Source organism: Pseudomonas sp. GW531-T4 (genome assembly GCF_017349615.1).
Classification (GTDB): Bacteria; Pseudomonadota; Gammaproteobacteria; order Pseudomonadales; family Pseudomonadaceae; genus Aquipseudomonas; species Aquipseudomonas chlororaphis_I.
Genome location: NZ_JACMZT010000011.1, coordinates 150,967 through 175,354 on the forward strand (window position 1 = coordinate 150,967; position 24,388 = coordinate 175,354).

General features: G+C 63.6%; 21 protein-coding genes. 12 read left to right on the plus strand and 9 right to left on the minus strand.

Annotation, left to right across the window (positions count from 1 at the left end):
* Positions 1 to 74: 74 nt before the first annotated feature.
* On the plus strand, positions 75 to 1,592 hold the full coding sequence (locus J4D28_RS11825) for an MDR family MFS transporter (protein ID WP_009050521.1): 1,518 nt from the start codon (positions 75 to 77) through the stop codon (positions 1,590 to 1,592).
* A 51-nt stretch (positions 1,593 to 1,643) separates the two neighbouring features.
* Here the strand turns inward: J4D28_RS11825 and J4D28_RS11830 are convergent, their stop codons facing one another.
* From J4D28_RS11830 to J4D28_RS11845, 4 genes are all read right to left on the minus strand, one after another.
* A complete protein-coding gene (locus J4D28_RS11830; protein WP_103331425.1) occupies positions 1,644 to 2,480 on the minus strand; it encodes a cache domain-containing protein in 837 nt (278 codons plus the stop codon).
* Positions 2,481 to 2,613: 133 nt separating this feature from the next.
* Positions 2,614 to 3,450 carry a hypothetical protein gene (locus J4D28_RS11835; protein ID WP_041984421.1) on the minus strand — a complete coding sequence of 279 codons (837 nt, stop codon included), beginning with the start codon at positions 3,448 to 3,450 and terminating at the stop codon, positions 2,614 to 2,616.
* 107 nt (positions 3,451 to 3,557) lie between these two features.
* Complete coding sequence (locus J4D28_RS11840; protein ID WP_038576298.1) at positions 3,558 to 4,550, minus strand: NAD(P)-dependent oxidoreductase; 993 nt, start codon at positions 4,548 to 4,550, stop codon at positions 3,558 to 3,560.
* Positions 4,551 to 4,634: 84 nt separating this feature from the next.
* Entirely contained in the window at positions 4,635 to 5,528 is an 894-nt protein-coding gene (locus J4D28_RS11845; RefSeq protein WP_009045339.1) for a LysR family transcriptional regulator ArgP, read from the minus strand.
* 96 nt (positions 5,529 to 5,624) lie between these two features.
* Between J4D28_RS11845 and J4D28_RS11850 the strand changes: the two genes are divergently transcribed.
* From J4D28_RS11850 to J4D28_RS11895, 10 genes are all read left to right on the plus strand, one after another.
* Positions 5,625 to 6,026 carry an ACT domain-containing protein gene (locus J4D28_RS11850; RefSeq protein ID WP_103331424.1) on the plus strand — a complete coding sequence of 134 codons (402 nt, stop codon included), beginning with the start codon at positions 5,625 to 5,627 and terminating at the stop codon, positions 6,024 to 6,026.
* A gap of 5 nt (positions 6,027 to 6,031) precedes the next feature.
* The gene (locus J4D28_RS11855) at positions 6,032 to 6,634 is read left to right on the plus strand and encodes a LysE/ArgO family amino acid transporter (RefSeq protein ID WP_016703358.1); all 603 of its coding nucleotides are present in this window, start codon (positions 6,032 to 6,034) and stop codon (positions 6,632 to 6,634) included.
* 176 nt (positions 6,635 to 6,810) lie between these two features.
* Complete coding sequence (locus J4D28_RS11860; protein WP_007929765.1) at positions 6,811 to 7,407, plus strand: superoxide dismutase; 597 nt, start codon at positions 6,811 to 6,813, stop codon at positions 7,405 to 7,407.
* A 303-nt stretch (positions 7,408 to 7,710) separates the two neighbouring features.
* Complete coding sequence (locus tag J4D28_RS11865) at positions 7,711 to 9,762, plus strand: bifunctional diguanylate cyclase/phosphodiesterase (protein ID WP_009050526.1); 2,052 nt, start codon at positions 7,711 to 7,713, stop codon at positions 9,760 to 9,762.
* Positions 9,763 to 9,925: 163 nt separating this feature from the next.
* On the plus strand, positions 9,926 to 11,269 hold the full coding sequence (locus tag J4D28_RS11870) for an imelysin family protein (protein ID WP_041984418.1): 1,344 nt from the start codon (positions 9,926 to 9,928) through the stop codon (positions 11,267 to 11,269).
* Between the two features lie 269 nt (positions 11,270 to 11,538).
* Positions 11,539 to 12,966 carry a di-heme oxidoredictase family protein gene (locus J4D28_RS11875; protein WP_103331423.1) on the plus strand — a complete coding sequence of 476 codons (1,428 nt, stop codon included), beginning with the start codon at positions 11,539 to 11,541 and terminating at the stop codon, positions 12,964 to 12,966.
* Positions 12,967 to 12,996: 30 nt separating this feature from the next.
* Positions 12,997 to 14,061: an imelysin family protein gene (locus J4D28_RS11880; RefSeq protein WP_028683269.1), complete on the plus strand. Its 1,065-nt coding sequence runs from the start codon at positions 12,997 to 12,999 to the stop codon at positions 14,059 to 14,061.
* Positions 14,062 to 14,063: 2 nt separating this feature from the next.
* Positions 14,064 to 15,161 carry a DUF1513 domain-containing protein gene (locus J4D28_RS11885; protein WP_103331422.1) on the plus strand — a complete coding sequence of 366 codons (1,098 nt, stop codon included), beginning with the start codon at positions 14,064 to 14,066 and terminating at the stop codon, positions 15,159 to 15,161.
* A 135-nt stretch (positions 15,162 to 15,296) separates the two neighbouring features.
* The gene (locus J4D28_RS11890) at positions 15,297 to 16,448 is read left to right on the plus strand and encodes an efflux RND transporter periplasmic adaptor subunit (protein ID WP_009050531.1); all 1,152 of its coding nucleotides are present in this window, start codon (positions 15,297 to 15,299) and stop codon (positions 16,446 to 16,448) included.
* A gap of 13 nt (positions 16,449 to 16,461) precedes the next feature.
* A complete protein-coding gene (locus J4D28_RS11895; RefSeq protein WP_009050532.1) occupies positions 16,462 to 19,485 on the plus strand; it encodes a multidrug efflux RND transporter permease subunit in 3,024 nt (1,007 codons plus the stop codon).
* 61 nt (positions 19,486 to 19,546) lie between these two features.
* Here J4D28_RS11895 and J4D28_RS11900 read toward each other — a convergent pair whose 3' ends face one another.
* The 5 genes from J4D28_RS11900 to colR all read right to left on the minus strand — a co-directional run bounded on the left by J4D28_RS11900 (position 19,547) and on the right by colR (position 23,322).
* Positions 19,547 to 19,774, minus strand: coding sequence for a hypothetical protein (locus J4D28_RS11900; protein ID WP_016703355.1), 228 nt, complete (start codon positions 19,772 to 19,774; stop codon positions 19,547 to 19,549).
* A 2-nt stretch (positions 19,775 to 19,776) separates the two neighbouring features.
* Positions 19,777 to 20,490 (minus strand): lipopolysaccharide kinase InaA family protein, encoded by a 714-nt coding sequence (locus J4D28_RS11905; protein ID WP_028683272.1) that lies wholly within the window; start codon positions 20,488 to 20,490, stop codon positions 19,777 to 19,779.
* 4 nt (positions 20,491 to 20,494) lie between these two features.
* Positions 20,495 to 21,175, minus strand: coding sequence for a class I SAM-dependent methyltransferase (locus J4D28_RS11910; protein WP_009050535.1), 681 nt, complete (start codon positions 21,173 to 21,175; stop codon positions 20,495 to 20,497).
* Between the two features lie 193 nt (positions 21,176 to 21,368).
* Positions 21,369 to 22,649 carry a HAMP domain-containing sensor histidine kinase gene (locus J4D28_RS11915; RefSeq protein WP_103331421.1) on the minus strand — a complete coding sequence of 427 codons (1,281 nt, stop codon included), beginning with the start codon at positions 22,647 to 22,649 and terminating at the stop codon, positions 21,369 to 21,371.
* Positions 22,639 to 23,322, minus strand: a complete 684-nt coding sequence (gene colR / locus J4D28_RS11920) for a two-component system response regulator ColR (protein ID WP_009050537.1) — start codon at positions 23,320 to 23,322, stop codon at positions 22,639 to 22,641. The genes J4D28_RS11915 and colR overlap by 11 nt, the downstream gene beginning before the upstream one ends.
* Before the next feature lie 219 nt (positions 23,323 to 23,541).
* On the opposite strand from colR, the gene J4D28_RS11925 reads away from it, so the two are divergent.
* Positions 23,542 to 24,285 (plus strand): phosphatase PAP2 family protein, encoded by a 744-nt coding sequence (locus tag J4D28_RS11925; RefSeq protein ID WP_103331420.1) that lies wholly within the window; start codon positions 23,542 to 23,544, stop codon positions 24,283 to 24,285.
* Positions 24,286 to 24,388 lie beyond the last annotated feature (103 nt).

Consider the following 24,388-nt stretch of genomic DNA (forward strand, 5'->3'; position numbering starts at 1 on the left):
CCTATCGAGTACACTGGCGAGCATTCCCGCTCGCCTTGCCCCTTGCGGGTCAATCACTGCCCGCAGGTTCTTTCGTGACCCATCCCAACCCGCCTGGCCAACCCCAATTGGCTCTTCGCAGCGTACTGATCGCCCTGATGCTGGCGATCTTCCTCGGCGCCCTGGACCAGACCATAGTCGCGGTCTCCATGCCCGCCATCTCCGCGCAGTTCAAGGATGTCAGCCTGCTGGCCTGGGTGATTTCCGGCTACATGGTGGCCATGACCGTGGCGGTGCCGATCTACGGCAAGCTCGGCGACCTCTACGGGCGGCGCAAGCTGATGCTGTTCGGCATGGGCCTGTTCACCCTGGCATCGCTGTTCTGCGGCATGGCGCAGAACATGGAACAGCTGGTGCTGGCGCGGATCTTCCAGGGCATCGGCGCCGGCGGGATGATTTCGGTCAGCCAGGCGATCATCGGCGACATAGTCCCGCCCCGCGAACGCGGGCGTTACCAGGGCTACTTCAGCAGCATGTACGCGGCGGCCAGCGTCGCCGGCCCGGTGCTCGGCGGCTACATGACCGAATACCTGTCCTGGCGCTGGGTGTTCCTGATCAACCTGCCCCTGGGCCTGGGCGCCTGGCTGGTGGCCAGGCGCAACCTGCGGGGGCTGCCGATCCCGCAGCGCAAACCGATCATCGACTACCTCGGCACGCTGTTGATGATCATCGGCCTGACCGCCCTGCTGCTGGCGATCACCCATTTCGGCCAGGGTCACGCCTGGCGCAGCCAAGAGGTGCTGGGCCTGCTGGCCTGTGCCGTCGTCGCCCTGGCCCTGTTCGCCTGGCATGAACGGCGCACGGAGGAACCGCTGCTGCCCATGCACCTGTTTGCCAACCGCAACGCCATGCTGTGCTGGTGCACGGTGTTCTTCACCAGCTTCCAGGCCATCTCGCTGACGGTGCTGATGCCGTTGCGCTTTCAGAGCGTCACCGGCGCCGGTGCCGACAGCGCTGCGCTGCACCTGTTGCCGCTGGCCATCGGCCTGCCGATAGGCGCCTACTTCGCCGGGCGCATGACCTCGGTGACCGGTCGCTACAAACCGATGATCCTCAGTGGCGCCCTGTTGATGCCGCTGACCGTTCTCGGCATGGCCTTCAGCCCACCCCAGGCGGTGCTGCTGAGCAGCGTGTTCATGTTGTTCAGCGGGATTGCCTCCGGCATGCAATTCCCGACCTCGCTGGTAGGCAGCCAGAACTCGGTGGAGCAACGGGACATCGGGGTCGCCACCAGCACCACCAACCTGTTCCGCTCCCTGGGCGGCGCGATGGGCGTGGCCTTGATGTCGGCGCTGCTGCTGGCGCTGTTGCAGGATTCCAGCTTCGCCCAGCTGAGCGGTTCGGCGCTGATCGGCGAAGGCCACTCGGGCAATGTGCTGCTCGATGGCCTGAATGCCGCGCCGGGTCCGGAACAGGGAGCCTTGCGGGCTGAGTTGCTGCTGACCTTCAAACACTTGCTGATGGTCAGCGCGGCGGTGTCGTTGCTGGGGCTGGCGGCGGCGCTCGCCATGCCCAACGCGCTGCTGCGCGGGCGTGAAGACAAGGTCAAATAGCGGCATCGCCAGCCGGCTCTATCTACACGCGAGCCGGCCGGCGACCGGCCCTCACGGGCTGTAATACCCCACCGCCACCAGGAAGTGCCCGACCTTGCGCAGGTAGGCGTGCTTGTCTTCCACCTTGGCTGTCACCGGGTTCTTCCAGCGGTACTCATACTCGCCCTGATCCTGGGTGGCCATCAGCGCCAGGATCGGCTCGCCCACCGGTTTGCCATCCGGGTCCTTGACCTTGTTGAAGTCGGTATTGATCTGCCGCAGGTTGGTGCCGTGGGCCACGTAGCGCTGGCTGTCCAGGTCGACCACGAACACATACAGGTCGTCCTGCAGGAAACCGCCCTTGAGCGAGTTGATCGCCGTCAGCGTGCCTTTCTCGTCCTTGACCAGCTCGCTCGCCGCCTTGTCCAGCAAGGCCCTGGCCTGCTCGGCGGAAGCCCGTGGCAGGTAATAGCCGACCGCCAGGATCCGCTCGCCGACCCGCTGGTAATACACATGCTTGCGCTCGACCTTGCCGTCGGCCCAGTTCTGCCAGCGGTACTCGGCTTGCTGGATGCCATTGCCCTCGGGAATCTTCAGCGCGTCCTTGAAGGCCTTTTGCAGATCCGGCCCGAGCACTTCGGAAACATCGCGGCCGATCAGCGCCGACGAAGGCCCGCCACTGGCCAGCATCACCCCCTTGGTATCGACCACAAACACATAACGGTCCTTGTCGACGAACTCGCCCTGCCGGCTGAACGCGGCGAAGGCCTTGTCACCCTGGTCGTGGTAATAGGCCAGGGCCTTTTCCAGCAGGGCCTTGGCCGCCGTGGCATCGTCCGCCGCCTGGACCTGGCTGGTGCAGAACACCAGCAGCCACCCCAGCACCGTGGCTCTCAGCAATCCCCTCATTGCGCGTCCCTCGTTCTTGTTGGTGTTTCAAGAGCGTAGACGGCTGCGGGATATGGTCGAGTATTCAGCGAAACAGGGAGGCGCGAGGCAAGACCACGACCTTCCCACGCCAGGCGCGGGAAGGTGGTCAAGGTCAGGGGCGGGTATTGAGCTGTTGCTGCAGATTCTGGATCTGGCTCTGCAGGGTATTGATGTTGCGGGTGACCTGGCCGCGGAAGGCGTCGAACTCGGCGGTGTTGGTGCCACCCTGGGCAGCGGCGGGACGATTGTCCTGCTGGCTCTTGAGCACGATGATGTCCTGCTCCAGGCGTTCGATGGCGGCGCTCGGGTTGCCCTGTCTTTTCAAGGCGGCGATCTCGGCGTTCAGGCTCTTGAACTGGGCATCGACCTTGCTGGTGTCGACCGGCGCGCTCTTCAGGGCCGCCAGTTCGCTGCTCAAGGTTTTCACCTGGGCCTGCAACTGGGTATTGGCCGCCTGCTGCTCGGTGGCTTGCGCGGTCATCTGCGCCAGGCGCTTGTCCAGGTCCGTGGCCTGCCCGGCCACGCCTTGCTGCTGCTTGCCCTGGTCCTGCAGGCGGCTTTCCAACTGCTTGATCTGCAGCTTCAAGGCTTCGCTGTCGCTGTTGACGCTGGACTGGCTGGCAACCACCTTGCCGGAAATATCCTGCAGGCGTCCCGCCGCTTCTTCGCTGATGCGGGCGAAACTTTCCTGGGTGGCGACCAGTTGCTGCTCCATCAGCGAGATCTGCTGGAAGCTCCACCAGGCCAGGCCGATAAAGGCAAAGAACAAGGCACCGACCAGCGCCCAGAGCGGCCCGGCACTCGGCGCCTTGACCTTGGTTACCGGCACGCTGCGCGAATGCACCGAAGTACGCGCGCGGCCCGCGGCGGTGGTCGGGAAATCATCGTCGAGGGTATCGGCACGCAGGCTTGGAACATCGTCGAAGTCGTCGTTGGCATCGTTACGCATGGGGCAACCTTTCTAAAACCGCGGTGATAGCTGAATGCGGCGAGTATAAACCGCTAACCCGCCGCCCTGATCGACCCTGAACCTCGAACTCGGTTCAGTGTTTATTTTCAGCGTATGTCCTGGGCCTTCCACCAGCCGCAGAACTCATCCAGGGCCGTCCACAGGCTGACCTTCGGTTCGTAATCCAGATAATGGCGGGCGCGGCTGATATCCAGGGTGAAGTTCTTGTTCATGACCTGCATGCCCAGGCGCGACAGGGTCGGCTCCGGACGGCCCGGCCAGAGCTTGCAGAAGCCTTCATTGAGGGCCGCCATGCTGTAGGCCAGGCCAAAGGAGCGGTAGCGCGTGACCTGCGGTACGCCCATCTGGCGCATCACATAGTTCACCACGTCCCACAATGGCACGGGCGCGCCGTTACTGATGTTGTAGGCCTTGCCCAGGGCCGAGCCGCTGGCCAGCAGACTGCTGAGCAGCGCTTCGTTGAGGTTCTGCACACTGGTGAAGTCGACCTTGTTCAGGCCGTTGCCGATGATCGCCAGGCGGCCCTTGCGCTGCATCTTCAACAGGCGCGGGAAAATGCTCATGTCGCCGGCGCCGGTGACAAAACGCGGGCGCAGCGCCAGCACCTCCAGGCCGAACTCCTGGGCGCCGAACACCTTCTGCTCCGCCAGGTATTTGGTGGCGGCATAAGGGTGCTTGAAGCGCTTGGGTACCTGTTCTTCGGTCAGGCCCAGATGGTCGCGACCGTCGAAATAGATCGACGGCGACGACAGATGCACCAGGCGCCGGACATGGCGCTTGAGACAAGCCTCGACCACGTTTTCAGTGACCAGCACGTTGCCCTGATGGAAATCCTGATAACGCCCCCAGAGCCCCACCGCCCCCGCGCAGTGCACCACCGCATCGACATCGCGGCACAGGTCGCGCACCAGGTCGGCATCGCTCAAGTCACCCTGGACGAACTCGGCTCCACGCCGCACCAGATGCTCCACACCTTCGGCCCGACGCCCGTTGACCCGTACATCCAGGCCCTGCTCAAGGGCAAAACGCGCGAAGCGTCCGCCAATGAAGCCGCTTGCGCCGGTGACCAGAATTTTCATGACTTGCTCCGATTGCTTTCGTGTTTCATGCCTGTCGCACTATGTATTGCTTAACGCTATTGCCTGATGCCTTGACGCCTGGTGTCACGCCAACGGCACCAGCCATTGCGCCGAAGAACGCGCCAGGTGCTCGGTGAGCAGGCCCAGCAGTTGGCCACCATTGCGCCAATGATGCCAGTACAGCGGCACATCGATCGGCTTATCTGGCAAAAGCTCCACCAACACACCCCGCGCCAACTGGTCGCGCACCTGCAGTTCGGGCACCAGCCCCCAGCCCAGGCCGGCTTCGGTCAGGCGGATGAAGCCCTCGGACGAGGGACACAGATGATGCTCGAACCCGCCATCGACCCCCAGCGCCGCCAGGTAGCGGTGCTGCAGGAAATCGTCCGGGCCGAACACCAGGGCCGGCGTCCGGGCCAGGCGCTCGGCTTGTACGCCCTGCGGAAAATGCCGCGCCAGGAACGCCGGGCTGGCCAGGGCGCGGTAGCGCATGGCCCCCAGCAGCACACTGCGGGCGCCCGCCACCGGCCGCTCGCTGGCGCAGACACAGGCCGCCACTTCCCCGGCTCGCATGCGCTTGAGGCCGACGGTCTGGTCTTCGACGATCAGGTCCAGAAGCAAGTGCTGCTCGGCACAGAAGTCGCCCACCGCCTCGGCCCACCAGGTGGCCAGGCTGTCGGCGTTGAGGGCGATGCGCAGACGCTCCGGCAAGCCTTCCTCGTCCAGGGCCGGCACCTGGCTCTGCAGGTCGCGTTCGAGCAGGCGTACCTGCTGCACATGGTTGAGCAGGCGCCGGCCGATTTCCGTCGGCGCCGGCGGCGTGACCCGCACCAGCACCGGCTGGCCGATCCGCGCCTCGAGCAGCTTGATGCGCTGGGAAATGGCCGACTGCGACAACCCCAGCACCTGCGCGGCACGCTCGAATCCGGCCTGTTCGATCACCGCGGCCAGGGCGGACAGCAATTTATAGTCGAACATCAGTTTTCCTAATGAGCGATCAGTAATATTGGTTTTTCTTATACAGCCTGCAACCGGAGAATAGCCAGCATGCTTTCTCGTTCAAGGACCTTTTTCATGGCTGGCGAAACCTCCCTCGATACCCTGCTGCGCAGCATGAACCCGCAGCTCAACCCCGGTGACTACGTATTCTGCTCCATCGCCGATCGCGCGCTGCTCGAGGGCACCGACGTACTGGGCAGCTTTCGCGAGCAGGAAGGGCTCACGGTGATCCTCGAGCGCCAGCAAGCCGAACGCCTGGGGCTGGGTTTCGACTATGTCGCGGCCTGGATCACCCTGAACGTGCATTCGGCTCTGGAAGCCGTCGGCCTGACCGCCGCGTTCGCCAGCGCCCTGGGCAAGGCCGGGATCAGCTGCAACGTGATCGCCGGCTACTACCACGATCATCTGTTTGTCGGTAAGGCCGATGCCGAGCGCGCCATGCACGTGCTGCGGCAACTGGCGGCGGGCGAGGAGTAAACGACATGTGGCAGAGCTACGTTAACGGGCTGCTGGTAGCGGCCGGGCTGATCATGGCGATCGGCAGCCAGAATGCTTTTGTCCTGGCCCAGAGCCTGCGCCGTGAACACCACCTGCCGGTGGCCGTGCTGTGCGTGACTTGCGATGCGTTGCTGGTGGCGGCCGGGGTATTCGGCCTGGCCACGGTGCTGGCGCAGAGCCCGACGCTGCTGGCGGTTGCCCGCTGGGGCGGCGCCGCGTTCCTGATCTGGTACGGCAGCCAGGCCCTGCGTCGCGCCTGCTCCAAACAGAGCCTGCAGCAGGGCGAGAACCAGACCGTCCGCTCGCTGCGCGCGGTGCTGCTCAGCGCGTTGGCGGTGACCCTGCTCAACCCCCATGTGTACCTGGACACGGTGCTGCTGATCGGCTCGCTGGGCGCGCAACAGACCGAACCCGGCGCCTATGTGGTCGGCGCGGCCAGCGCTTCGCTGCTGTGGTTTTTCACCCTCGCCCTCGGCGCCGCGTGGCTGGCTCCATGGCTGGCACGGCCGAGCACCTGGCGCATTCTCGACCTGCTGGTGGCAGTGATGATGTTCAGTGTCGCGATTCAACTCCTCAGCGCCGCATGATTTATTCCAAAAGGCTCTGGAACCTCTATCCCACACAGTTGTTGCGTGGTTATGCCGCACCCCCGGTGCTATGATCCGAACCCTGCGCCGCAAAGAGTACAAACTCCCCGGCGCTTGTCTGGCCGCCCGTGATCGGCCTTGCGCCCACCGCAACTGACCTGATTAGGAGAATCACCATGGCTTTCGAATTGCCGCCGCTGCCTTACGCACACGATGCCCTGCAGCCGCACATTTCCAAGGAAACTCTGGAATACCACCACGACAAGCACCACAACACCTATGTCGTGAACCTGAACAACCTGGTGCCAGGCACCGAGTTCGAAGGCAAAACCCTGGAAGAGATCGTCAAGTCTTCCTCGGGCGGTATCTTCAACAACGCCGCTCAGGTCTGGAACCACACTTTCTACTGGAACTGCCTGGCGCCAAACGCTGGCGGTCAACCAACCGGCGCACTGGCCGAGGCCATCAACGCGGCTTTCGGTTCGTTCGACAAGTTCAAGGAAGAATTCACCAAGACTTCCGTCGGCACCTTCGGTTCCGGTTGGGGCTGGCTGGTGAAAAAGGCTGACGGCTCCCTGGCCCTGGCCAGCACCATCGGCGCCGGCAACCCGCTGACCAGCGGCGACACCCCGCTGCTGACCTGCGACGTCTGGGAACACGCTTACTACATCGACTACCGCAACCTGCGTCCCAAGTACGTCGAAGCGTTCTGGAACCTGGTCAACTGGAAATTCGTGGCCGAGCAGTTCGAAGGCAAGACCTTCGTCGCCTAAGCCCGTTTGCAGTCAAAAAAACCCGGCATTGCCGGGTTTTTTCGTTTTACCGGCAAGCGGCCGGCTTGCCGCGCCAGCCCGGCGCGCTAACATCCGCTCAGGTAAAAAATCGCCGCCGTCCCTCAAGTTGCAAGGCTTGGCTACCGACATATAACCGATAAGCGCGGATAGGCTGGCTCCCGGCATTCCAGCCAAGCCTACAGGTGAAATATCCTGGGCCTGATTGTCCCTTTGACTGCCATCACGGGATTGCCAATACTCATGGCAACTTGACGCTACACGCACGGAACAAGGAATAACCCTTTGAAGCTGGAACTCAAAAACAGCTTGTCGGTGAAGTTGCTCCGGGTTGTGCTGCTGTCGGCACTGATAGTGGGCGTAGTTCTGAGCTGCGCACAAATCGTCTTCGATGCTTACAAGACTCGGCAGGCGGTCGCTAATGATGCCCAGCGCATTCTCGACATGTTTCGCGACCCCTCGACCCAGGCCGTTTACAGCCTGGACCGCGAAATGGGCATGCAAGTCATCGAAGGCCTGTTCCAGGACGATGCCGTGCGCATGGCCTCCATTGGCCATCCCAACGAAACCATGCTCGCGGAAAAAACCCGTGAGTTGCAGACATCTCCCAGCCGCTGGCTGACCGACCTGATCCTCGGCAAGGAGCGCACCTTCACCACCCAGCTGGTGGGTCGTGGCCCCTACAGCGAATACTACGGCGACCTGAGCATTACCCTCGACACGGCCACCTACGGCCAGGGCTTCATCGTCAGTTCGGTGATCATTTTCATTTCCGGCGTATTGCGTGCCCTGGCCATGGGCCTGGTGCTGTATCTGGTTTACCACTGGCTGCTGACCAAGCCGCTGTCACGGATCATCGAGCACCTGACCACCATCAATCCGGACCGCCCCAGCGAACATCAGATTCCCTTGCTCAAGGGCCACGAGCGAAACGAGCTGGGGATCTGGATCAATACCGCCAACCAGTTGCTGGCGTCGATCGAGCGCAACACGCACCTGCGCCATGAAGCGGAAAACAGCCTGCTGCGCATGGCCCAGTACGACTTCCTCACTGGCCTGCCCAACCGCCAGCAGTTGCAGCAGCAACTGGACAAGATCCTGATCGATGCCGGCCGCCTGCAACGCCGGGTCGCGGTGCTCTGTGTCGGCCTCGACGACTTCAAGGGCATCAACGAACAGTTCAGCTACCAGACCGGCGACCAGTTGCTGCTGGCCCTGGCCGATCGCCTGCGGGCCCACAGCGGTCGCCTCGGCGCCCTCGCCCGCCTCGGCGGCGACCAGTTCGCCCTGGTCCAGGCCGACATCGAACAACCCTACGAAGCCGCCGAGCTGGCGCAGAGCATTCTCGACGACCTGGAAGCGCCGTTCGCCCTCGACCATCAGGAAATCCGCCTGCGCGCCACCATCGGCATCACCCTGTTCCCGGAAGACGGCGACAGCACCGAAAAGCTGCTGCAGAAAGCCGAACAGACCATGACCCTGGCCAAGAGCCGGTCGCGCAACCGTTATCAGTTCTACATCGCCAGCGTCGACAGCGAGATGCGCCGGCGCCGCGAACTGGAGAAGGACCTGCGCGAAGCCCTGACCCGCCAGCAGTTCCACCTGGTCTACCAGCCGCAGATCAGCTACCGCGATCATCGGGTGGTCGGGGTCGAGGCGCTGCTGCGCTGGCAGCATCCGGAACACGGCTTCGTCCCGCCGGACCTGTTCATCCCCCTGGCCGAGCAGAACGGCACCATCATCGCCATCGGCGAATGGGTGCTGGACCAGGCCTGCCGCCAGTTGCGCGAATGGCATGACCTGGGCTTCAGCGACCTGCGCATGGCGGTCAACCTGTCTACCGTGCAACTGCACCACGCCGAGCTGCCGCGGGTGGTCAACAACCTGCTGCAGATCTACCGCCTGCCGCCGCGCAGCCTGGAGCTGGAAGTCACCGAAACCGGCCTGATGGAAGACATCAGCACCGCCGCCCAGCACCTGCTGAGCCTGCGCCGCTCGGGTGCGCTGATCGCCATCGACGACTTCGGCACCGGCTATTCGTCCCTGAGCTATCTCAAGAGCCTGCCGCTGGACAAGATCAAGATCGACAAGAGCTTCGTCCAGGACCTGCTGGATGATGACGACGATGCGACCATCGTGCGGGCGATCATCCAGCTGGGCAAAAGCCTGGGCATGCAGGTGATCGCCGAGGGCGTGGAAACCGCCGAGCAGGAGGCCTACATCATCTCCGAAGGCTGCCACGAAGGTCAGGGTTATCACTACAGCAAACCCCTGCCGGCACGGGAGCTGAGCGCCTACCTGAAACAGGCCCAGCGCAGTAACGCGGCCATCCTCTGAAAGCACGATTGCGCGCCTAAGCCTGATCCAGCGCAATCGCTTCCTGAATAGGAAATATTTACAACCACAACCCTTTACACATAATGCAAATCTTTCGCATTATGTCGCAGTTTTGCGCGCCCCTCGCGCCAGTCCACCCCTCTCTCGAAGCAGGATGTTCGCCATGATTCGTATGCCTCTGGCTACCGCCAGTCTGTTGGCCATCGCTATTTCCCTCGCCGGTTGCGGCGAAGGCAAAGACAAGGCTGCCGCGCCGCAAGCCGCTGCTCCAGCCGCCAGCACCGCAGCCCCGGCCACCACTCCTGCGGCCGGCAAGGTCGATGAAGCGGCGGCCAAGGCGGTTGTCGCGCATTACGCCGACATGGTCTTCGCCGTATACAGCGATGCCGAATCCACCGCGAAGACCCTGCAGACCGCAATCGATGCCTTCCTCGCCAAGCCCAACGCCGATACCCTGAAAGCCGCCAAGGCTGCCTGGGTCGCCGCTCGCGTACCTTACCTGCAGAGCGAAGTGTTCCGCTTCGGCAACACCATCGTCGACGACTGGGAAGGTCAGGTGAACTCCTGGCCGCTGGACGAAGGCCTGATCGACTACGTCGACAAGTCCTACGAGCACGCACTGGGTAACCCGGGCGCCACCGCCAACATCATCGCCAACACCGAAGTCCAGGTCGGCGAAGACAAGGTCGACGTGAAAGACATCACCCCGGAAAAACTCGCCAGCCTCAACGAGCTGGGCGGTTCCGAGGCCAACGTCGCCACCGGCTACCACGCCATCGAATTCCTGCTCTGGGGCCAGGACCTGAACGGCACCGGCCCTGGCGCCGGCAACCGCCCGGCTTCCGACTACCTGGAAGGCGCCGGCGCCACCGGTGGCCACAACGACCGTCGCCGTGCCTACCTGAAAGCCGTGACCCAATTGCTGGTCAACGACCTGGAAGAAATGGTCGGCAACTGGAAACCGAACGTGGCCGACAACTACCGCGCCACCCTGGAAGCGGAACCTGCTGAAAGCGGCCTGCGCAAAATGCTGTTCGGCATGGGCAGCCTGTCCCTGGGCGAACTGGCGGGCGAGCGCATGAAGGTGTCCCTGGAAGCCAACTCCCCTGAAGACGAGCAGGACTGCTTCAGCGACAACACCCACAACTCGCACTTCTACGATGCCAAGGGCATTCGCAACGTCTACCTGGGCGAGTACACCCGCGTCGACGGCACCAAGCTGACCGGCGCCAGCCTGTCGTCGCTGGTAGCGAAAATCGACCCGGCCGCCGACACCACGCTGAAAGCCGACCTGGCCGCCACCGAAGCCAAGATCCAGGTCATGGTCGATCACGCCAACAAGGGTGAGCACTACGACCAACTGATCGCCGCCGGCAACGACGCGGGCAACCAGATCGTGCGTGACGCCATCGCCGCGCTGGTCAAGCAGACCGGTTCGATCGAACAGGCCGCGGGCAAGCTGGGCATCAGCGACCTGAACCCGGACAACGCCGATCACGAGTTCTGATCAGCGTTGCGGGAATGAAAAGGCGACCTTCGGGTCGCCTTTTTTGTGCCTGGCCTGTAGCCGCTGCCGCAGGCTGCGATAAGGCCGCAGGCCTTCAGCGATCTTGAAACCCTGCGCCCCCTTCGGTGGCGAGCGCAGCCTTCGGCAGCGGCTACAAGCGGGTGCTCCGCGCTTGCCTCAGGTCAAGCGGAACGATAATTCCTCTTATTCAAACTCCCCTGCCCTGTTAGACTTTGCGCCCTTGTTTTGCTCGTCCTGCAGGATATCCAATGCCCCCGTCGCTGCTTCGCTGGTCCACGCTGTTCATGGCCTTGAGCCTGAGTGCCTGCGATGACGCCCCGCGTTTTACCCAGGCCGAGCCGGGCGAAGCGCGTTCCGGCGGTGAAGCGACCGTGCGCAAGAGCGACCAGAACGCCTTTTCCATGCCGTCGGCCAACCTGTCGCCGACCCGGCGCCTGGACTTCAGCGTCGGCAACAGTTTCTTTCGCAGCCCCTGGGTGATCGCCCCCTCGACCACCACCGCCCGCGACGGCCTGGGCCCGCTGTTCAATACCAACGGTTGCCAGAACTGCCATATCAAGGACGGCCGCGGCCACCCGCCGACGCCCGACTCGGACAACGCGGTGTCGATGCTGGTGCGCCTGTCGATCCCCAATGAGCCGGCCTACGCCAAGATCATCGAGCAGCTGGGCATAGTGCCCGAGCCGGTGTACGGCGGGCAGTTCCAGGACATGGCGGTGCCTGGTGTCGCCCCGGAAGGCAAGGTGCGGGTCGAGTACGAACCGCTGACCCTGCGTTTCAAGGACGGCAGCGAAGTCGAACTGCGCAAGCCGAAGCTGCAGATCACCCAGCTCGGCTATGGCCCGATGCATCCCGACACCCGTTTCTCGGCGCGCGTGGCCCCACCGATGATCGGCCTGGGCCTGCTCGAAGCCATCCCCGAGGCGGCGATCCTGGCCAATGCCCAAGCGCAGGCCAAGGCTGGCAACGGCATCGCCGGCCGGCCGAACCGGGTCTGGGACGACGCCCAGCAAAAGACCGTACTCGGGCGTTTTGGCTGGAAAGCCGGACAACCCAACCTCAATCAACAAAATGTTCACGCGTTCTCTGGTGATATGGGCCTGACCACCAGCCTGAGACCCTTCGATGACTGCACCGACGCCCAGACCGCCTGCAAGCAAGCCCCCAATGGCAACGGGCCGGATGGCGAACCGGAAGTCAGCGACAACATCCTGCGCCTGGTGCTGTTCTACAGCCGCAACCTCGGGGTGCCGGCGCGCCGCGATGTTGGCTCGCCACAAGTCCTGGCCGGCAAGAACCTGTTCTACCAGGCCGGCTGCCAGTCCTGTCATACCCCCCAATTCACCACCGCCGTCGATGCCGCGGAACCCGAGCTGGCCAATCAAGTGATCCGCCCCTACAGCGACCTGCTGCTGCACGACATGGGCGAAGGCCTGGCCGACAATCGCAGCGAATTCCAGGCCGGCGGCCGCGACTGGCGCACGCCGCCGCTGTGGGGGATCGGCCTGACGCAAACGGTCAGTGGCCACACCCAGCTCCTGCATGACGGCCGCGCCCGCAACCTGCTCGAGGCCGTGCTCTGGCACGGCGGCGAAGCCCGGGCGGCGCAGCAACAGGTTTTATCCTTCAATGCCGAACAGCGCGCTGCGTTGCTGGCATTCCTGAATTCTCTTTAACGCCTTCCTACAAGAACCGGGAGCCCGAACATGTTCCGTCCCAAGCTGTTGTTCACCAGCCTTGCCGCGCTCGCCCTGGGCGCCTGCTCGCCGCAGGACCCACAAGCCGTGACCTCGGCGGCCATCGCCAAGCAGGTGATCCTGCCGACCTACAGCCGTTGGGTCGAAGCCGACCGCCAGCTGGCGATCAGCGCCCTGGCCTTCTGTGAGGGCAAGCAAAGCCTGGACACCGCCCGTGCCGACTTCCTGCACGCGCAGAAAGCCTGGGCCGAACTGCAACCCCTGCTGATCGGTCCGCTGGCCGAGGGCAACCGTTCCTGGCAGGTGCAGTTCTGGCCGGACAAGAAGAACCTGGTCGGCCGTCAGGTCGAACAGCTGGTCACCGCCACGCCACAGATCGACGCCGCCGCCCTGGCCAAATCCAGTGTTGTGGTACAGGGCCTCTCGGCCTACGAGTACATCCTGTTCGACGCCAAGATCGACATGGCCGACAGCGCGCAGAAAGCCCGCTACTGCCCACTGCTGAGCGCCATTGGCGAGCGCCAGAAACAGCTCGCCGAAGAGATCCTGTCGCGCTGGAACACCAGCGACGGCATGCTCGCGCAACTGAGCAAGTTCCCCAACCAGCGCTACGCCGACTCCCATGAGGCCATCGCCGATCTGCTGCGGGTCCAGGTCACCGCGCTGGACACCCTGAAGAAGAAGCTCGGCACGCCGATGGGCCGTCAGAGCAAGGGCATTCCGCAGCCGTTCCAGGCCGACGCCTGGCGCAGCCAGTCGTCCATGCAGAGCCTGGAAGCCAGCCTCGCCGCGGCCCAGACCGTCTGGGCCGGGGTCGACAACAAGGGACTGCGCGGCCTGTTGCCGGCCGAGCAGAAGCCGTTGGCGGACAAGATCGACGCCGCCTACGCCGCCTCGCTGAAGCTGTTCGCCAGCACCCAGCGCTCGCTGACCGAGCTGCTGGCCGACGACGCCGGCCGCCAGCAACTGAACGATATCTACGACAGCCTCAACGTCGTCCACCGCCTGCACGAAGGCGAACTGGCCAAGGCGCTGGGCATCCAACTGGGCTTCAACGCCAACGACGGTGACTGATCATGCTGCGACGTCAGGCTCTGGCACTCGGCAGCCTGCTGCTGAGCGCCGTCACGCTGGGTGGCTGGACGCTGTTCAAGCACAAGGACCAGGGCCCGCTGCTGCTCTCGGCGCGGGATGACGGCGACGGCAAGCACTACGCCGTCGGCTATCGCCTGGATGGCCAGCCAGTATTCGCCACCCAGGTCGGTCAACGCTGCCATGACATCGTCAACCACCCGACGCTGCCGATCGCCCTGTTCGTCGCCCGCCGTCCGGGCACCGAAAGCTACCTGATCGACCTGCGTGACGGCGCCTTGCTGCAAACCCTGGCCTCGCAACCCAACCGGCATTTCTATGGCCACGCGGTGATCCACAAGAGCGGCGACTGGCTGTACGCCACCGAGAACGACACAAGCGATCCGGGTCGCGGCCTGCTCGGGGTGTACCGGTTCGAGGGCGAACGCCTGGTGCACAGCGGCGAGATCCCGACCCACGGCATCGGCCCGCACCAGGTGTCGTGGATGCCGGACGGCGAAACCCTGGTGGTGGCCAACGGCGGGATTCGCACCGAAGCGGAAAGCCGCGTCGAGATGAACCTCAACGCCATGGAACCGAGCCTGGTGCTGATACAGCGCGACGGCAGCCTGCTGAGCAAGGAAACCCTGGCCCAGCAGATGAACAGCGTGCGCCACATGGGCATCGCCGGCGACGGCACCATAGTCACCGGCCAGCAGTTCATGGGCGATACCCATGAGTCCTCGCAGTTGCTGGCGATCAAGCGCCCGGGGCAGCCGTTCCAGGCCTTCCCGGTGGCCGAGCACCAGTTGCAGGCGATGGGGCATTACACCGCCAGCGTCGCGGTGCACAGCGAACTGCGCCTGGTGGCCCTCACCGCTCCGCGCGGCAATCGCTTTTTCATCTGGGACCTGGACAGCGCCGAAGTGCGCCTGGACGCGCCCTTGCCGGACTGTGCCGGAGTCGGTGCGGTGGCCGACGGTTTTGTCGTGACCTCGGGCCAGGGGCGTTGCCGCTTCTACGACTGCCGCCAGAAACAACTGGTGGCAAAGCCCCTGGATTTGCCGGCAGGGCTCTGGGACAACCATTTGCACCTGGTCTAGTTTTCACCGCCACGCAGGATTGGAAAACAGGACTCCGGATGACCGGATTGTCATCTGGAAGCCCCCGGAAAGTCGGAGTAATGTCTCCGGCAATCAGCTTGGTTTTCCCAGCTTCGTTTTCCAAGGAACCGGAATATGCTGCGTCGCCGCATGTTTATCATGTTGGGTGTCGTCCTGCTGATCGTGCTGTTGCTGGCAGGCTACAAGGCCTTCTCCATCTATCAGCAGGTCAAGCTCTTCTCGGTGCCCAAGCCGCCGATCAGCGTGGCCGTGGCCACGGCTCGCGAACAACCGTGGCAAACCCGCCTGCCCACGGTCGGCACCCTCAAGGCCCTGCAAGGGGTCAACCTCAGCCTGGAAGTGGCCGGGACCGTCAAGGAACTGCAATTCGAATCCGGGCAGAAGGTCACGGCCGGCCAGCCCTTGCTGCAACTCGACAGCGACGTGGAAAGCGCCCTGCTGGAAACCGCCAAGGCCGACCTGGGCCTGTCCCAGCTTGATTATGGCCGCGGCAGCCAGCTGGTGGGCAGCCAGGCGATTTCCCGCGGCGAATACGATCGATTGTCGGCGGTGCTGCAAAAGAACAAGGCCACGGTCAATCAGCTCAAGGCGGCACTGGCGAAAAAACGCCTGATCGCGCCCTTCAGCGGCACCATCGGCATTCGCCATGTGGACGTCGGCGACTACCTGGCCAGCGGCACGGTGATCGCCACCCTGCAGGACCTCAGCAGCCTGTACGTGGACTTCTTCGTCCCGGAACAGGCAGTGCCGAAAATCGCCCTGGGCCAGTCGGTCAGCGTGATGGTCGCCGCCTACCCGGCGGAACAGTTCACCGCCACCATCAGCGCCATCAACCCCAAGGTCGAAGACACCACGCGCAACGTGCAGGTGCGCGCCACCCTGGCCAACCCCGACGGCAAGCTGCTGCCGGGCATGTTCACCAACCTGCAGGTGCTGCTGCCCGATCCGCAGCCCCGGGTGGTGGTACCGGAAAGCGCCATCACCTACACCCTGTACGGTAACTCGCTGTACGTGGTGGCCGAGAAAAAGGCCGCCGATGGCAGCCCCGAGAAAGACGACAAGGGCCAGCCGGTGCTGATCGCCGAGCGGCGTTTCATCGAAACCGGCGAACGGCGCAACGGCCTGGTGCTGATCAACAAGGGCGTGAGCAACGGCGAACAGGTGGTAAGCGGCGGGCAGATCAAGCTGGACCATGGCGCGCACATCGCCATCACCCCGGACAAGATGCTGCCCACCGAACAGAGCGGCCAGCCACGCACGAACTGATCAAGGAATCCTCATGGCTTTTACAGATCCGTTCATCCGTCGTCCGGTGCTGGCCACCGTGGTCAGCCTGCTGATCGTGCTGCTGGGTTTCCAGGCCTGGAGCAAACTGCCGCTGCGCCAGTACCCACAGATGGAGAACGCCCTGATCACGGTCACCACCGCCTACCCCGGGGCCAACGCCGAGACCATCCAGGGCTATATCACCCAGCCGATGCAGCAGAGCCTGGCCAGTGCCGAGGGCATCGACTACATGACCTCGGTGAGTCGCCAGAACTTCTCGGTGATCTCGGTCTACGCCCGTATCGGCGCCAACAGCGACCGCCTGTTCACCGAGCTGCTGGCCAAGGCCAACGAGGTGAAAAACAAGCTGCCCCAGGACGCCGAGGACCCGGTGCTGAGCAAGGAAGCCGCCGACGCCTCGGCGCTGATGTACATCAGCTTCTTCAGCCAGGAGCTGAACAACCCGCAGATCACCGACTACCTGTCGCGGGTGATCCAGCCGAAGCTGGCAACCCTGCCGGGCATGGCCGAGGCCGAGATCCTCGGCAACCAGGTGTTCGCCATGCGTTTGTGGCTGGACCCGGTCAAGCTCGCCGGCTACGGCCTGAGCGCCAGCGATGTGACCAGCGCAGTGCGCCGCTACAACTTTTTGTCCGCGGCCGGCGAGGTCAAGGGTGAGTACGTGGTCACCAGCATCAACGCCAGCACCGAGCTGAAATCCGCCGAAGCCTTCGCCGCCATTCCCCTGCGGACCGAGGGCGACAGCCGGGTACTGCTCAGCGACGTGGCACGGGTGGAAATGGGCGCGGAGAACTACAACGCGATCAGCTCCTTTGGCGGCATCCCTTCGGTCTACATCGGCATCAAGGCGACCCCCAACGCCAACCCGCTGGACGTGATCAAGGAAGTGCGCAAGATCATGCCGGAGCTGGAGGCCCAGCTGCCGCCCAACCTCAAGTTGGAGATCGCCTACGACGCCACGCTGTTCATCCAGGCCTCGATCAACGAGGTGGTGAAGACCCTGTTCGAAGCCGTGCTGATCGTGATCGTGGTGGTGTTCCTGTTCCTCGGCGCGCTGCGTTCGGTGGTGATCCCGGTGGTGACCATTCCGCTGTCGATGATCGGCGTGATGTTCTTCATGCAGTTGATGGGCTACTCGATCAACCTGCTGACCCTGCTGGCGATGGTGCTGGCCATCGGCCTGGTGGTGGACGACGCCATCGTGGTGGTGGAAAACATCCACCGCCATATCGAGGAAGGCAAGACGCCACTGGACGCGGCCCTCGAAGGCGCCCGGGAAATCGCCATGCCGGTGGTGTCGATGACCATCACCCTGGCCGCGGTCTACGCCCCCATCGGCTTCCTGCAGGGGCTCACCGGGGCGCTGTTCAAGGAGTTCGCCCTGACCCTGGCCGGCGCGGTGGTGATTTCCGGCATCGTCGCCCTGACCCTGTCGCCGATGATGTGCGCCCTGCTGCTGCGCCACGACGAAAACCCCAGCGGCCTGGCCCACCGTCTCGACCTGATTTTCGAAAGCCTCAAGCGCCGCTACCAGAGCCTGCTGCATGGCACCCTCAACACCCGGCCGGTGGTGCTGGTGTTCGCCCTGATCGTGCTGTGCCTGATCCCGGTCCTGCTCATGTTCACCAAATCGGAACTGGCCCCGGACGAGGACCAGGGCATCATTTTCATGATGGCCACCGCGCCCCAGCCAGCCAACCTGGATTACCTCAACGCCTATACCGACGAGTTCCTGGAGATCTTCAAGACGTTCCCCGAGTACTACTCCTCGTTCCAGATCAACGGCTTCAACGGCGTGCAATCGGGTATCGGCGGTTTCCTGCTCAAGCCCTGGAACGAGCGCGACCGCACGCAGATGCAGATCCTGCCCGAGGTCCAGGCCCGGCTCGCGGGCATTGCCGGGCTGCAGGTCTTCGGTTTCAACCTGCCGTCCCTGCCGGGCACCGGCGAAGGGCTGCCGTTCGCCTTCATCATCAACAGCCCCAACGATTACGAGTCGTTGCTGGAACTGTCCGACCGAGTGAAGAAGCGCGCCATGGAGTCGGGAAAGTTCGCCTTCGTCGATATCGACCTGGCCTTCGACAAGCCGGAAGTGGTGGTCGACATCGACCGCGCCAAGGCGGCGCAGATGGGCGTGTCGATGCTGGACCTGGGCGGGACCCTGGCCACCTTGCTCGGTGAGGCGGAAATCAACCGCTTCACCATCGAGGGCCGCAGCTACAAGGTCATCGCCCAGGTCGAACGGCCTTATCGCGACAACCCCGAATGGCTGAACAACTACTACGTGAAAAACGCCAAGGGCGAGGCGCTGCCGCTGTCGACCCTGATCAGCGTCCATGATCGGGCCCGGCCACGGCAGCTCAACCAGTTCCAGCAACTCAACGCCGCCACCATTTCCGGGTTCCCGGTCGTGAGCATGGGTGAAGCGATCGATACCGTGCGCCAGATCGCCGAGGAAGAAGCCCCGCCGGGCTACGCCTTCGACTATGCCGGGGCCTCGCGACAGTTCGTCCAGGAAGGCAGCGCGCTGTGGGTGACCTTTGGCCTGGCGCTGGCGATCATTTTCCTGGTGCTGGCGGCGCAGTTCGAGAGCTTCCGCGATCCGGTGGTGATCCTGGTAACGGTGCCGCTGTCGATCTGCGGGGCCTTGATCCCACTGTTTCTCGGCTGGTCGAGCATGAACATCTATACCCAGGTCGGGCTGGTGACCCTGATCGGCCTGATCAGCAAGCACGGGATCCTGATCGTCGAGTTCGCCAACCAGCTGCGCAAGGACCAGGGACTGACGCCGCGCGAGGCCGTGGAAGCCGCCGCGGCCATTCGCCTGCGGCCGGTATTGATGACCACCGCGGCGATGGTCTTCGGCATGGTGCCGCTGATCCTGGCCACCGGTGCCGGCGCGGTCAGCCGGTTCGACATCGGCACGGTGATCGCCACGGGGATGTCGATCGGCACCCTGTTCACCCTGTTCGTGCTGCCCTGCATCTACACCCTGCTGGCCAGACCGGACAAGTGAAGGACACAGGCAATAAAAAAGGCCTCGCGATGCGAGGCCTTTTTATCGGGCTTGATGGTCTTCAACTTTGCGGCCTCATTCCCTGAGTCAGGCCGAACATGAACAACAAAAGATCACGATCGGGTTGGGCTGCCTGGGTCGTCTTGACGACCCGTGGCAACGGGCAATGCGCATCACCCTGCGCCGTGCTGAGAACTTCCATGCGTGGCTGCTCCCAGGCAGCCACAGCCAAGGATGCAACTGCCAAGGCTCCTACTAAAAACAAACCTCGTGCAATTTCGAGCTTCATCACTATAAGCCTTTGATAGCGCTGCCAAACGCCGTCCTATAAAAATAGTTGAGTTTGTCCCAGTCCGTGGTACTCCACGACGAGTGGCGACGTAATTGTTTCATGTCATGGGCGGCAGCCCGTTTAGCGGTCAGGCGCTGGCGGCATTTCTCGAAATCCAGCAGTGCGATATCCACCTTCGCCGCTTCGCCCTCGCCCATGACCCGCACGAACACATGCTTGCTATACAGGCAGCCATGCTGCCAGCGGCCCCGGTGCATGCGCGCCAGCGTGGCCGCCAGCTCCTTGAGCACACGCTCGTGCAGGGCCTCGCCGTGGCGCTCGCGTTCGCCTGCGGCGTACCAGTGGTCGATTTCCACGAAGCCGTCCAGCGCCTCGGTCACCAGCAAGGCACGCCACTGGCCCTGGGAATCACGTTGCGCACCGCAGAACACCAGGTGCGGCACCTCCACATTGAGCTGGCTCAGGCCCTTGAGCGCATCCTGCTCGCGCAGCACCGTAGGACGGCCGAAGGGGTGCAACCAGCTGCGATAGATATGGCCGACCTGGCGCTTGGCATACAGCACACGCCCGTCAGTGCCCGGAATACGTTGGACGCCACTTTCCCCGCCTCGACGTTGATTGGGCTCTTCGACCCACTCCCCCTGCTGATTCCAGAAGTAGTCGAAACGGTCCGCAGCAGCGACTTCCATTCCCGGTGCACATTCAACGGCCATCCTGTTACCTCTTGCGTAATACGTAGACTCGCCACATGGCGTAGAGCGGAAAAAAGTCCAGATGATCCTGAACGCGAAACCCGGCCTGCTTGAATTCTTCTTCAACCGTGGCAGCCGGTAACACAAAACGGTTCTGGTAACCTTCCTGCCCGGATTCCTCCTTGCGCCGGACTTCCATGCGCTTGCGCTTCCAGGCCTTGAAGTTGCCATCGACCCACAGTGAAACGATCACGCTATCCCGGGTAACCCGCTGGAACTCCCGGAGCAGAGCCAGGCGATGGGACGACTCGCCGATGTGATGCAGCAGGCGCATGCAGAAAATGCTGTCGACGGCGTTGTCCGGCAAGTCGATGTCAAAGGCAGAGGTCTGCAAGGGTTGTACCCGTTTCACCACCTCGGCCGGTTGCGCCACCGTGGCGATCCTCAACATCGCCGCGGAGTTGTCCGCCCCGATGATCACGCGATTGGGTTTCTCCGCCAGCAACGGCCAGAAACGCCCGGCCCCACAGGGCAGGTCAAGCACCAGGCCCGGCTCTCCAGCCATGGCCAGCGCCGCACGCGCCAACTGCTCGTCACGCTTGTGGGACATTCGGCGCGCTACGCCATCCTGATGTTTGAGCAGGTACTCCTGAGCGTGTTGTTCGTCGTACTTCTCGGAAAATTCCAGCTTGATCGGGGTCGCCATCACACAGTCTCCTGAATCTGATGGCCCCCACCTTAGGCAGCGGCTTGTCAGCGTCAGGTCATGTCTTTGTGAAAACTTCGTCCGGTCCAGAGTGGAAATATTTCAGGGTTTTACAGGCTCTCACGGGTGGCCTGGGGCCATCAACCAGGAAATTTCCCGACCTGACGGCCCACGCTGAAGCCATAGAGACCCGTCATGCCGCGCGACGGTTCAACTCGACATGAAACCGGCAACCGTTGGGCTCCATGGTGCTGAGGCTGACGCTCCAGCCCTGGTCCTCGCAGATCCGCTGCACCAGCGACAAGCCCAGGCCCAGACCCTCGCCGCGCTTCTCGTTGCCGCGCACGAAGGGCTCGAACATCGCCTCGCGTTTCTCCTCGGGAATGCCGACACCGCTGTCCTCGACCACAAAACCGCGGGGTTCCAGGCTCAAGCGAATGAAGCCCTGCTCGGTGTAGTGCAAGGCATTGCGCAGCAGGTTGCCCATCACCGCGTGCAGGAAGGTGGCGTTATAGCGGGTGTCCAGCGGTTGGCCGGCGTCGAAGATCAGCTCGAGGCCCTTTTGCCGGATCGGTCCGCCCCACAGGCCTACCAGGTCCTCGGCCACCTGGCTCAAGGTCGCCTGGGGCGACATACCGCCGTCTTCGCGCTGGGCGCGGGCCAGCATCAGGAAGGTCTGCACCAGCTCGCGCATCTCGCCGCATGCCCGGGCGATGCGCTCGACCTGAGCCCGACCGCGCTGATCGATCGCCGGGTTTTCCAGCAACAGCTCGCAGGAGCTGGCCAGTACCATCAGCGGCGTACGCAGTTCGTGACTGACATCGCTGGTGAACAGGCGCTCGCGGTTCAGGGCCTGGCGCAGGCGCCCCAGGGTGGCGTCGAAGGCCACCGCCAACTCCCCGACTTCGTCGGCCGCGTAGTCCGGGGCCAACGGCGGCGCCAGCCCCAACAGCTGGTCGCGATGCCGCACCTGCCGCGCCAGTCTCACCACCGGCGCCATGACCCGGCGCGCCAGTACCCAGCCAAGGAACACCGCCAAGGCCAGGCTCAGTACGAAGCCCACCAGCACCACCGCGAAGAGCACCCGTTCGCGCTCTTCGAAATCGCTCTGATCCTGCAGCAGCACGTAGCGCCGACCGTCGACCACTTCGACCATGGCGTGGTACGACAGCTGTTCGCGGAACACCTCATGAAAGCCCGGATCCAGATGTCGCAGATCCTTGGGCAGCTCGAAGTCGCCGCGCCCGCCGCTGAAGTAAAACAGCTGGTCCGGCTCGGGACGGTGGCTCCAGTCGGAAACGTTGTCCATCAACAGCAGACGCTGAAGGTCGCCCCCCAGGCCCGCGGAAATCAGCTTCTCTTCCACCAGGTGCACCGTCGCCACGATACCCAGGGCGAAGGCTCCAGCGACCAGCGCACTCATCAGCGCAAAGGCGATGATGATCCGCTGGGAAAGGCTTTGCTTAAACTCCATCACGACCCTCGGCCAGGCGGTAACCGACACCGTGCACGGTATGCAGCAACGGTTTGCCGAACGGCTTGTCGATCACCTGGCGCAATTGGTGGACGTGGCTGCGCAGGCTGTCGCTGTCCGGGCAGTCGTCGCCCCACAGCGCTTCTTCGAGAATTTCCCGGCGCAGCACATGCGGGCTCTTCTGCATCAGCACCGCCAGCAACTTCAGGCCCACCGGGTTGAGCTTGAGCAGGCGCCCTTCGCGGGTGACTTCCAGGGTGTCGAGGTCATAACTCAGGTCTCCGACCTGCAGGGCCCGGCGCCCGCCGCCCTGGGTGCGGCGCATGACTGCCTCGACCCGCGCGGCCAGCTCGGACAAGGCGAAGGGCTTGACCAGGTAATCGTCGGCCCCGGACTTGAAGCCTTGCAGGCGATCGTCCAGTTGGTCGCGGGCAGTGAGCATGATCACCGGCGTATCGCGGCGGGCATCCTCGCGCAGGCGCTTGCACAGGGTGTAGCCATCGATCCCCGGCAGCATGATGTCGAGCACGATCAGGTCGTAATGTTCGGTGGCGGCCAGGTGCAGGCCCGACAGACCGTCCTGGGCGCAGTCCACGGTGTAGCCTTTAAGCCCCAGGTAGTCGGCCAGGTTGGCCAGAATATCGCGGTTGTCTTCAACCAGTAGAATTCGCATGGGCACTCTCTCCGCACACAGTTACGGCCGTCTTGGCTCGCGCAGCTTAAGGCCAAGCGTGGCTGACGGCTAGGGTTGTTCAATCTCCCGCGGCGAACGCCGCCGCAGGGTTCCAGGGCCTTGACGAGTTTTTCACCCAGGGTTCACACGCCGACGACAAGGGCGGCTCCAGACTCCGCGGGAACCCGCGACCGCAACGCTTCCCTCAAAGGACTTTCCATGGCTCCGACCCTCGCCCGCCCCGCCTCCAGAGTGCTGAACTGGTGGATCTGCCTGGGCGTTCCCGCCCTGGCTGCCGTCAGCTTGCTGCTGCTTGAACTGACCTCCCTGGACATGGACCTGGCCCATTACTTTTATGACCCCGCCGCTGGCGGTTTCATCGGCGGCCACAGTTATTTCCTGGAAAATATCCTGCATGACCGGGCCAAGCAGGCGGTCATCGTCTTTTCGGTGCTGGCCATCGTCGGCTTCATCGGCGCCTTCTTCGTCCCGCGTCTCAAGCCGTTCAAGCGCGAACTGGGTTGCCTGGTGCTGTCCCTGGGCCTGGCCACCGCGTTCGTCACCCCGGTCAAGGCGGTCACCGCCGTGCAGTGCCCGTGGAGCCTGAAGGAGTTCGGCGGCAAGGAAACCTACAGCGAACTGCTCAGCCCCCGGCCAGCGACCGACAAGCCCGGTCGCTGCTGGCCAGGCGGCCATGCCGCCACCGGTTTCACCCTGTTCGCGCTGTTTTTTGTCCTGCGTGACCGCCGCCCGCGCCTGGCGCGCAAGGCGCTGGTGTTCGCCTTTGCCCTCGGTACGGTGTTCTCGGTCGGGCGCATGCTGCAGGGCGCGCACTTCTTCTCCCACAACGTCTGGACCGCGATCTTCTGCTGGCTGATCTGCCTGGGGGCGTACTACTTCATTCTCTATCGACCGGCGGGCAAGGCTGAGCCTGTACTGGAGACGGAAGCGGTCAAGGCTTGAGGTTTTTTCGCGAGCAAGCTCGCTTCTACAGAACCATGAACTCTTTGTAGGAGCGAGCTTGCTCGCGATAACAAGCGCACCGGCAGCAAAATATCCCGCCCAT

Excerpts from the sequence above, each read along its gene's own strand:
- J4D28_RS11890 (WP_009050531.1), top strand. The coding sequence starts at position 15,297 with ATGCTGCGTCGCCGCATGTTTATCATGTTGGGTGTCGTCCTGCTGATC.
- J4D28_RS11885 (WP_103331422.1), top strand. The coding sequence starts at position 14,064 with ATGCTGCGACGTCAGGCTCTGGCACTCGGCAGCCTGCTGCTGAGCGCC.
- J4D28_RS11870 (WP_041984418.1), top strand. The coding sequence starts at position 9,926 with ATGATTCGTATGCCTCTGGCTACCGCCAGTCTGTTGGCCATCGCTATT.
- J4D28_RS11880 (WP_028683269.1), top strand. The coding sequence starts at position 12,997 with ATGTTCCGTCCCAAGCTGTTGTTCACCAGCCTTGCCGCGCTCGCCCTG.
- J4D28_RS11830 (WP_103331425.1), bottom strand. The coding sequence starts at position 2,480 with ATGAGGGGATTGCTGAGAGCCACGGTGCTGGGGTGGCTGCTGGTGTTC.
- J4D28_RS11875 (WP_103331423.1), top strand. The coding sequence starts at position 11,539 with ATGCCCCCGTCGCTGCTTCGCTGGTCCACGCTGTTCATGGCCTTGAGC.
- J4D28_RS11860 (WP_007929765.1), top strand. The coding sequence starts at position 6,811 with ATGGCTTTCGAATTGCCGCCGCTGCCTTACGCACACGATGCCCTGCAG.
- J4D28_RS11895 (WP_009050532.1), top strand. The coding sequence starts at position 16,462 with ATGGCTTTTACAGATCCGTTCATCCGTCGTCCGGTGCTGGCCACCGTG.
- J4D28_RS11850 (WP_103331424.1), top strand. The coding sequence starts at position 5,625 with ATGGCTGGCGAAACCTCCCTCGATACCCTGCTGCGCAGCATGAACCCG.
- J4D28_RS11845 (WP_009045339.1), bottom strand. The coding sequence starts at position 5,528 with ATGTTCGACTATAAATTGCTGTCCGCCCTGGCCGCGGTGATCGAACAG.
- J4D28_RS11835 (WP_041984421.1), bottom strand. The coding sequence starts at position 3,450 with ATGCGTAACGATGCCAACGACGACTTCGACGATGTTCCAAGCCTGCGT.
- J4D28_RS11900 (WP_016703355.1), bottom strand. The coding sequence starts at position 19,774 with ATGAAGCTCGAAATTGCACGAGGTTTGTTTTTAGTAGGAGCCTTGGCA.
- J4D28_RS11840 (WP_038576298.1), bottom strand. The coding sequence starts at position 4,550 with ATGAAAATTCTGGTCACCGGCGCAAGCGGCTTCATTGGCGGACGCTTC.
- J4D28_RS11925 (WP_103331420.1), top strand. The coding sequence starts at position 23,542 with ATGGCTCCGACCCTCGCCCGCCCCGCCTCCAGAGTGCTGAACTGGTGG.
- colR (WP_009050537.1), bottom strand. The coding sequence starts at position 23,322 with ATGCGAATTCTACTGGTTGAAGACAACCGCGATATTCTGGCCAACCTG.
- J4D28_RS11855 (WP_016703358.1), top strand. The coding sequence starts at position 6,032 with ATGTGGCAGAGCTACGTTAACGGGCTGCTGGTAGCGGCCGGGCTGATC.
- J4D28_RS11905 (WP_028683272.1), bottom strand. The coding sequence starts at position 20,490 with ATGGCCGTTGAATGTGCACCGGGAATGGAAGTCGCTGCTGCGGACCGT.
- J4D28_RS11910 (WP_009050535.1), bottom strand. The coding sequence starts at position 21,175 with ATGGCGACCCCGATCAAGCTGGAATTTTCCGAGAAGTACGACGAACAA.
- J4D28_RS11915 (WP_103331421.1), bottom strand. The coding sequence starts at position 22,649 with ATGGAGTTTAAGCAAAGCCTTTCCCAGCGGATCATCATCGCCTTTGCG.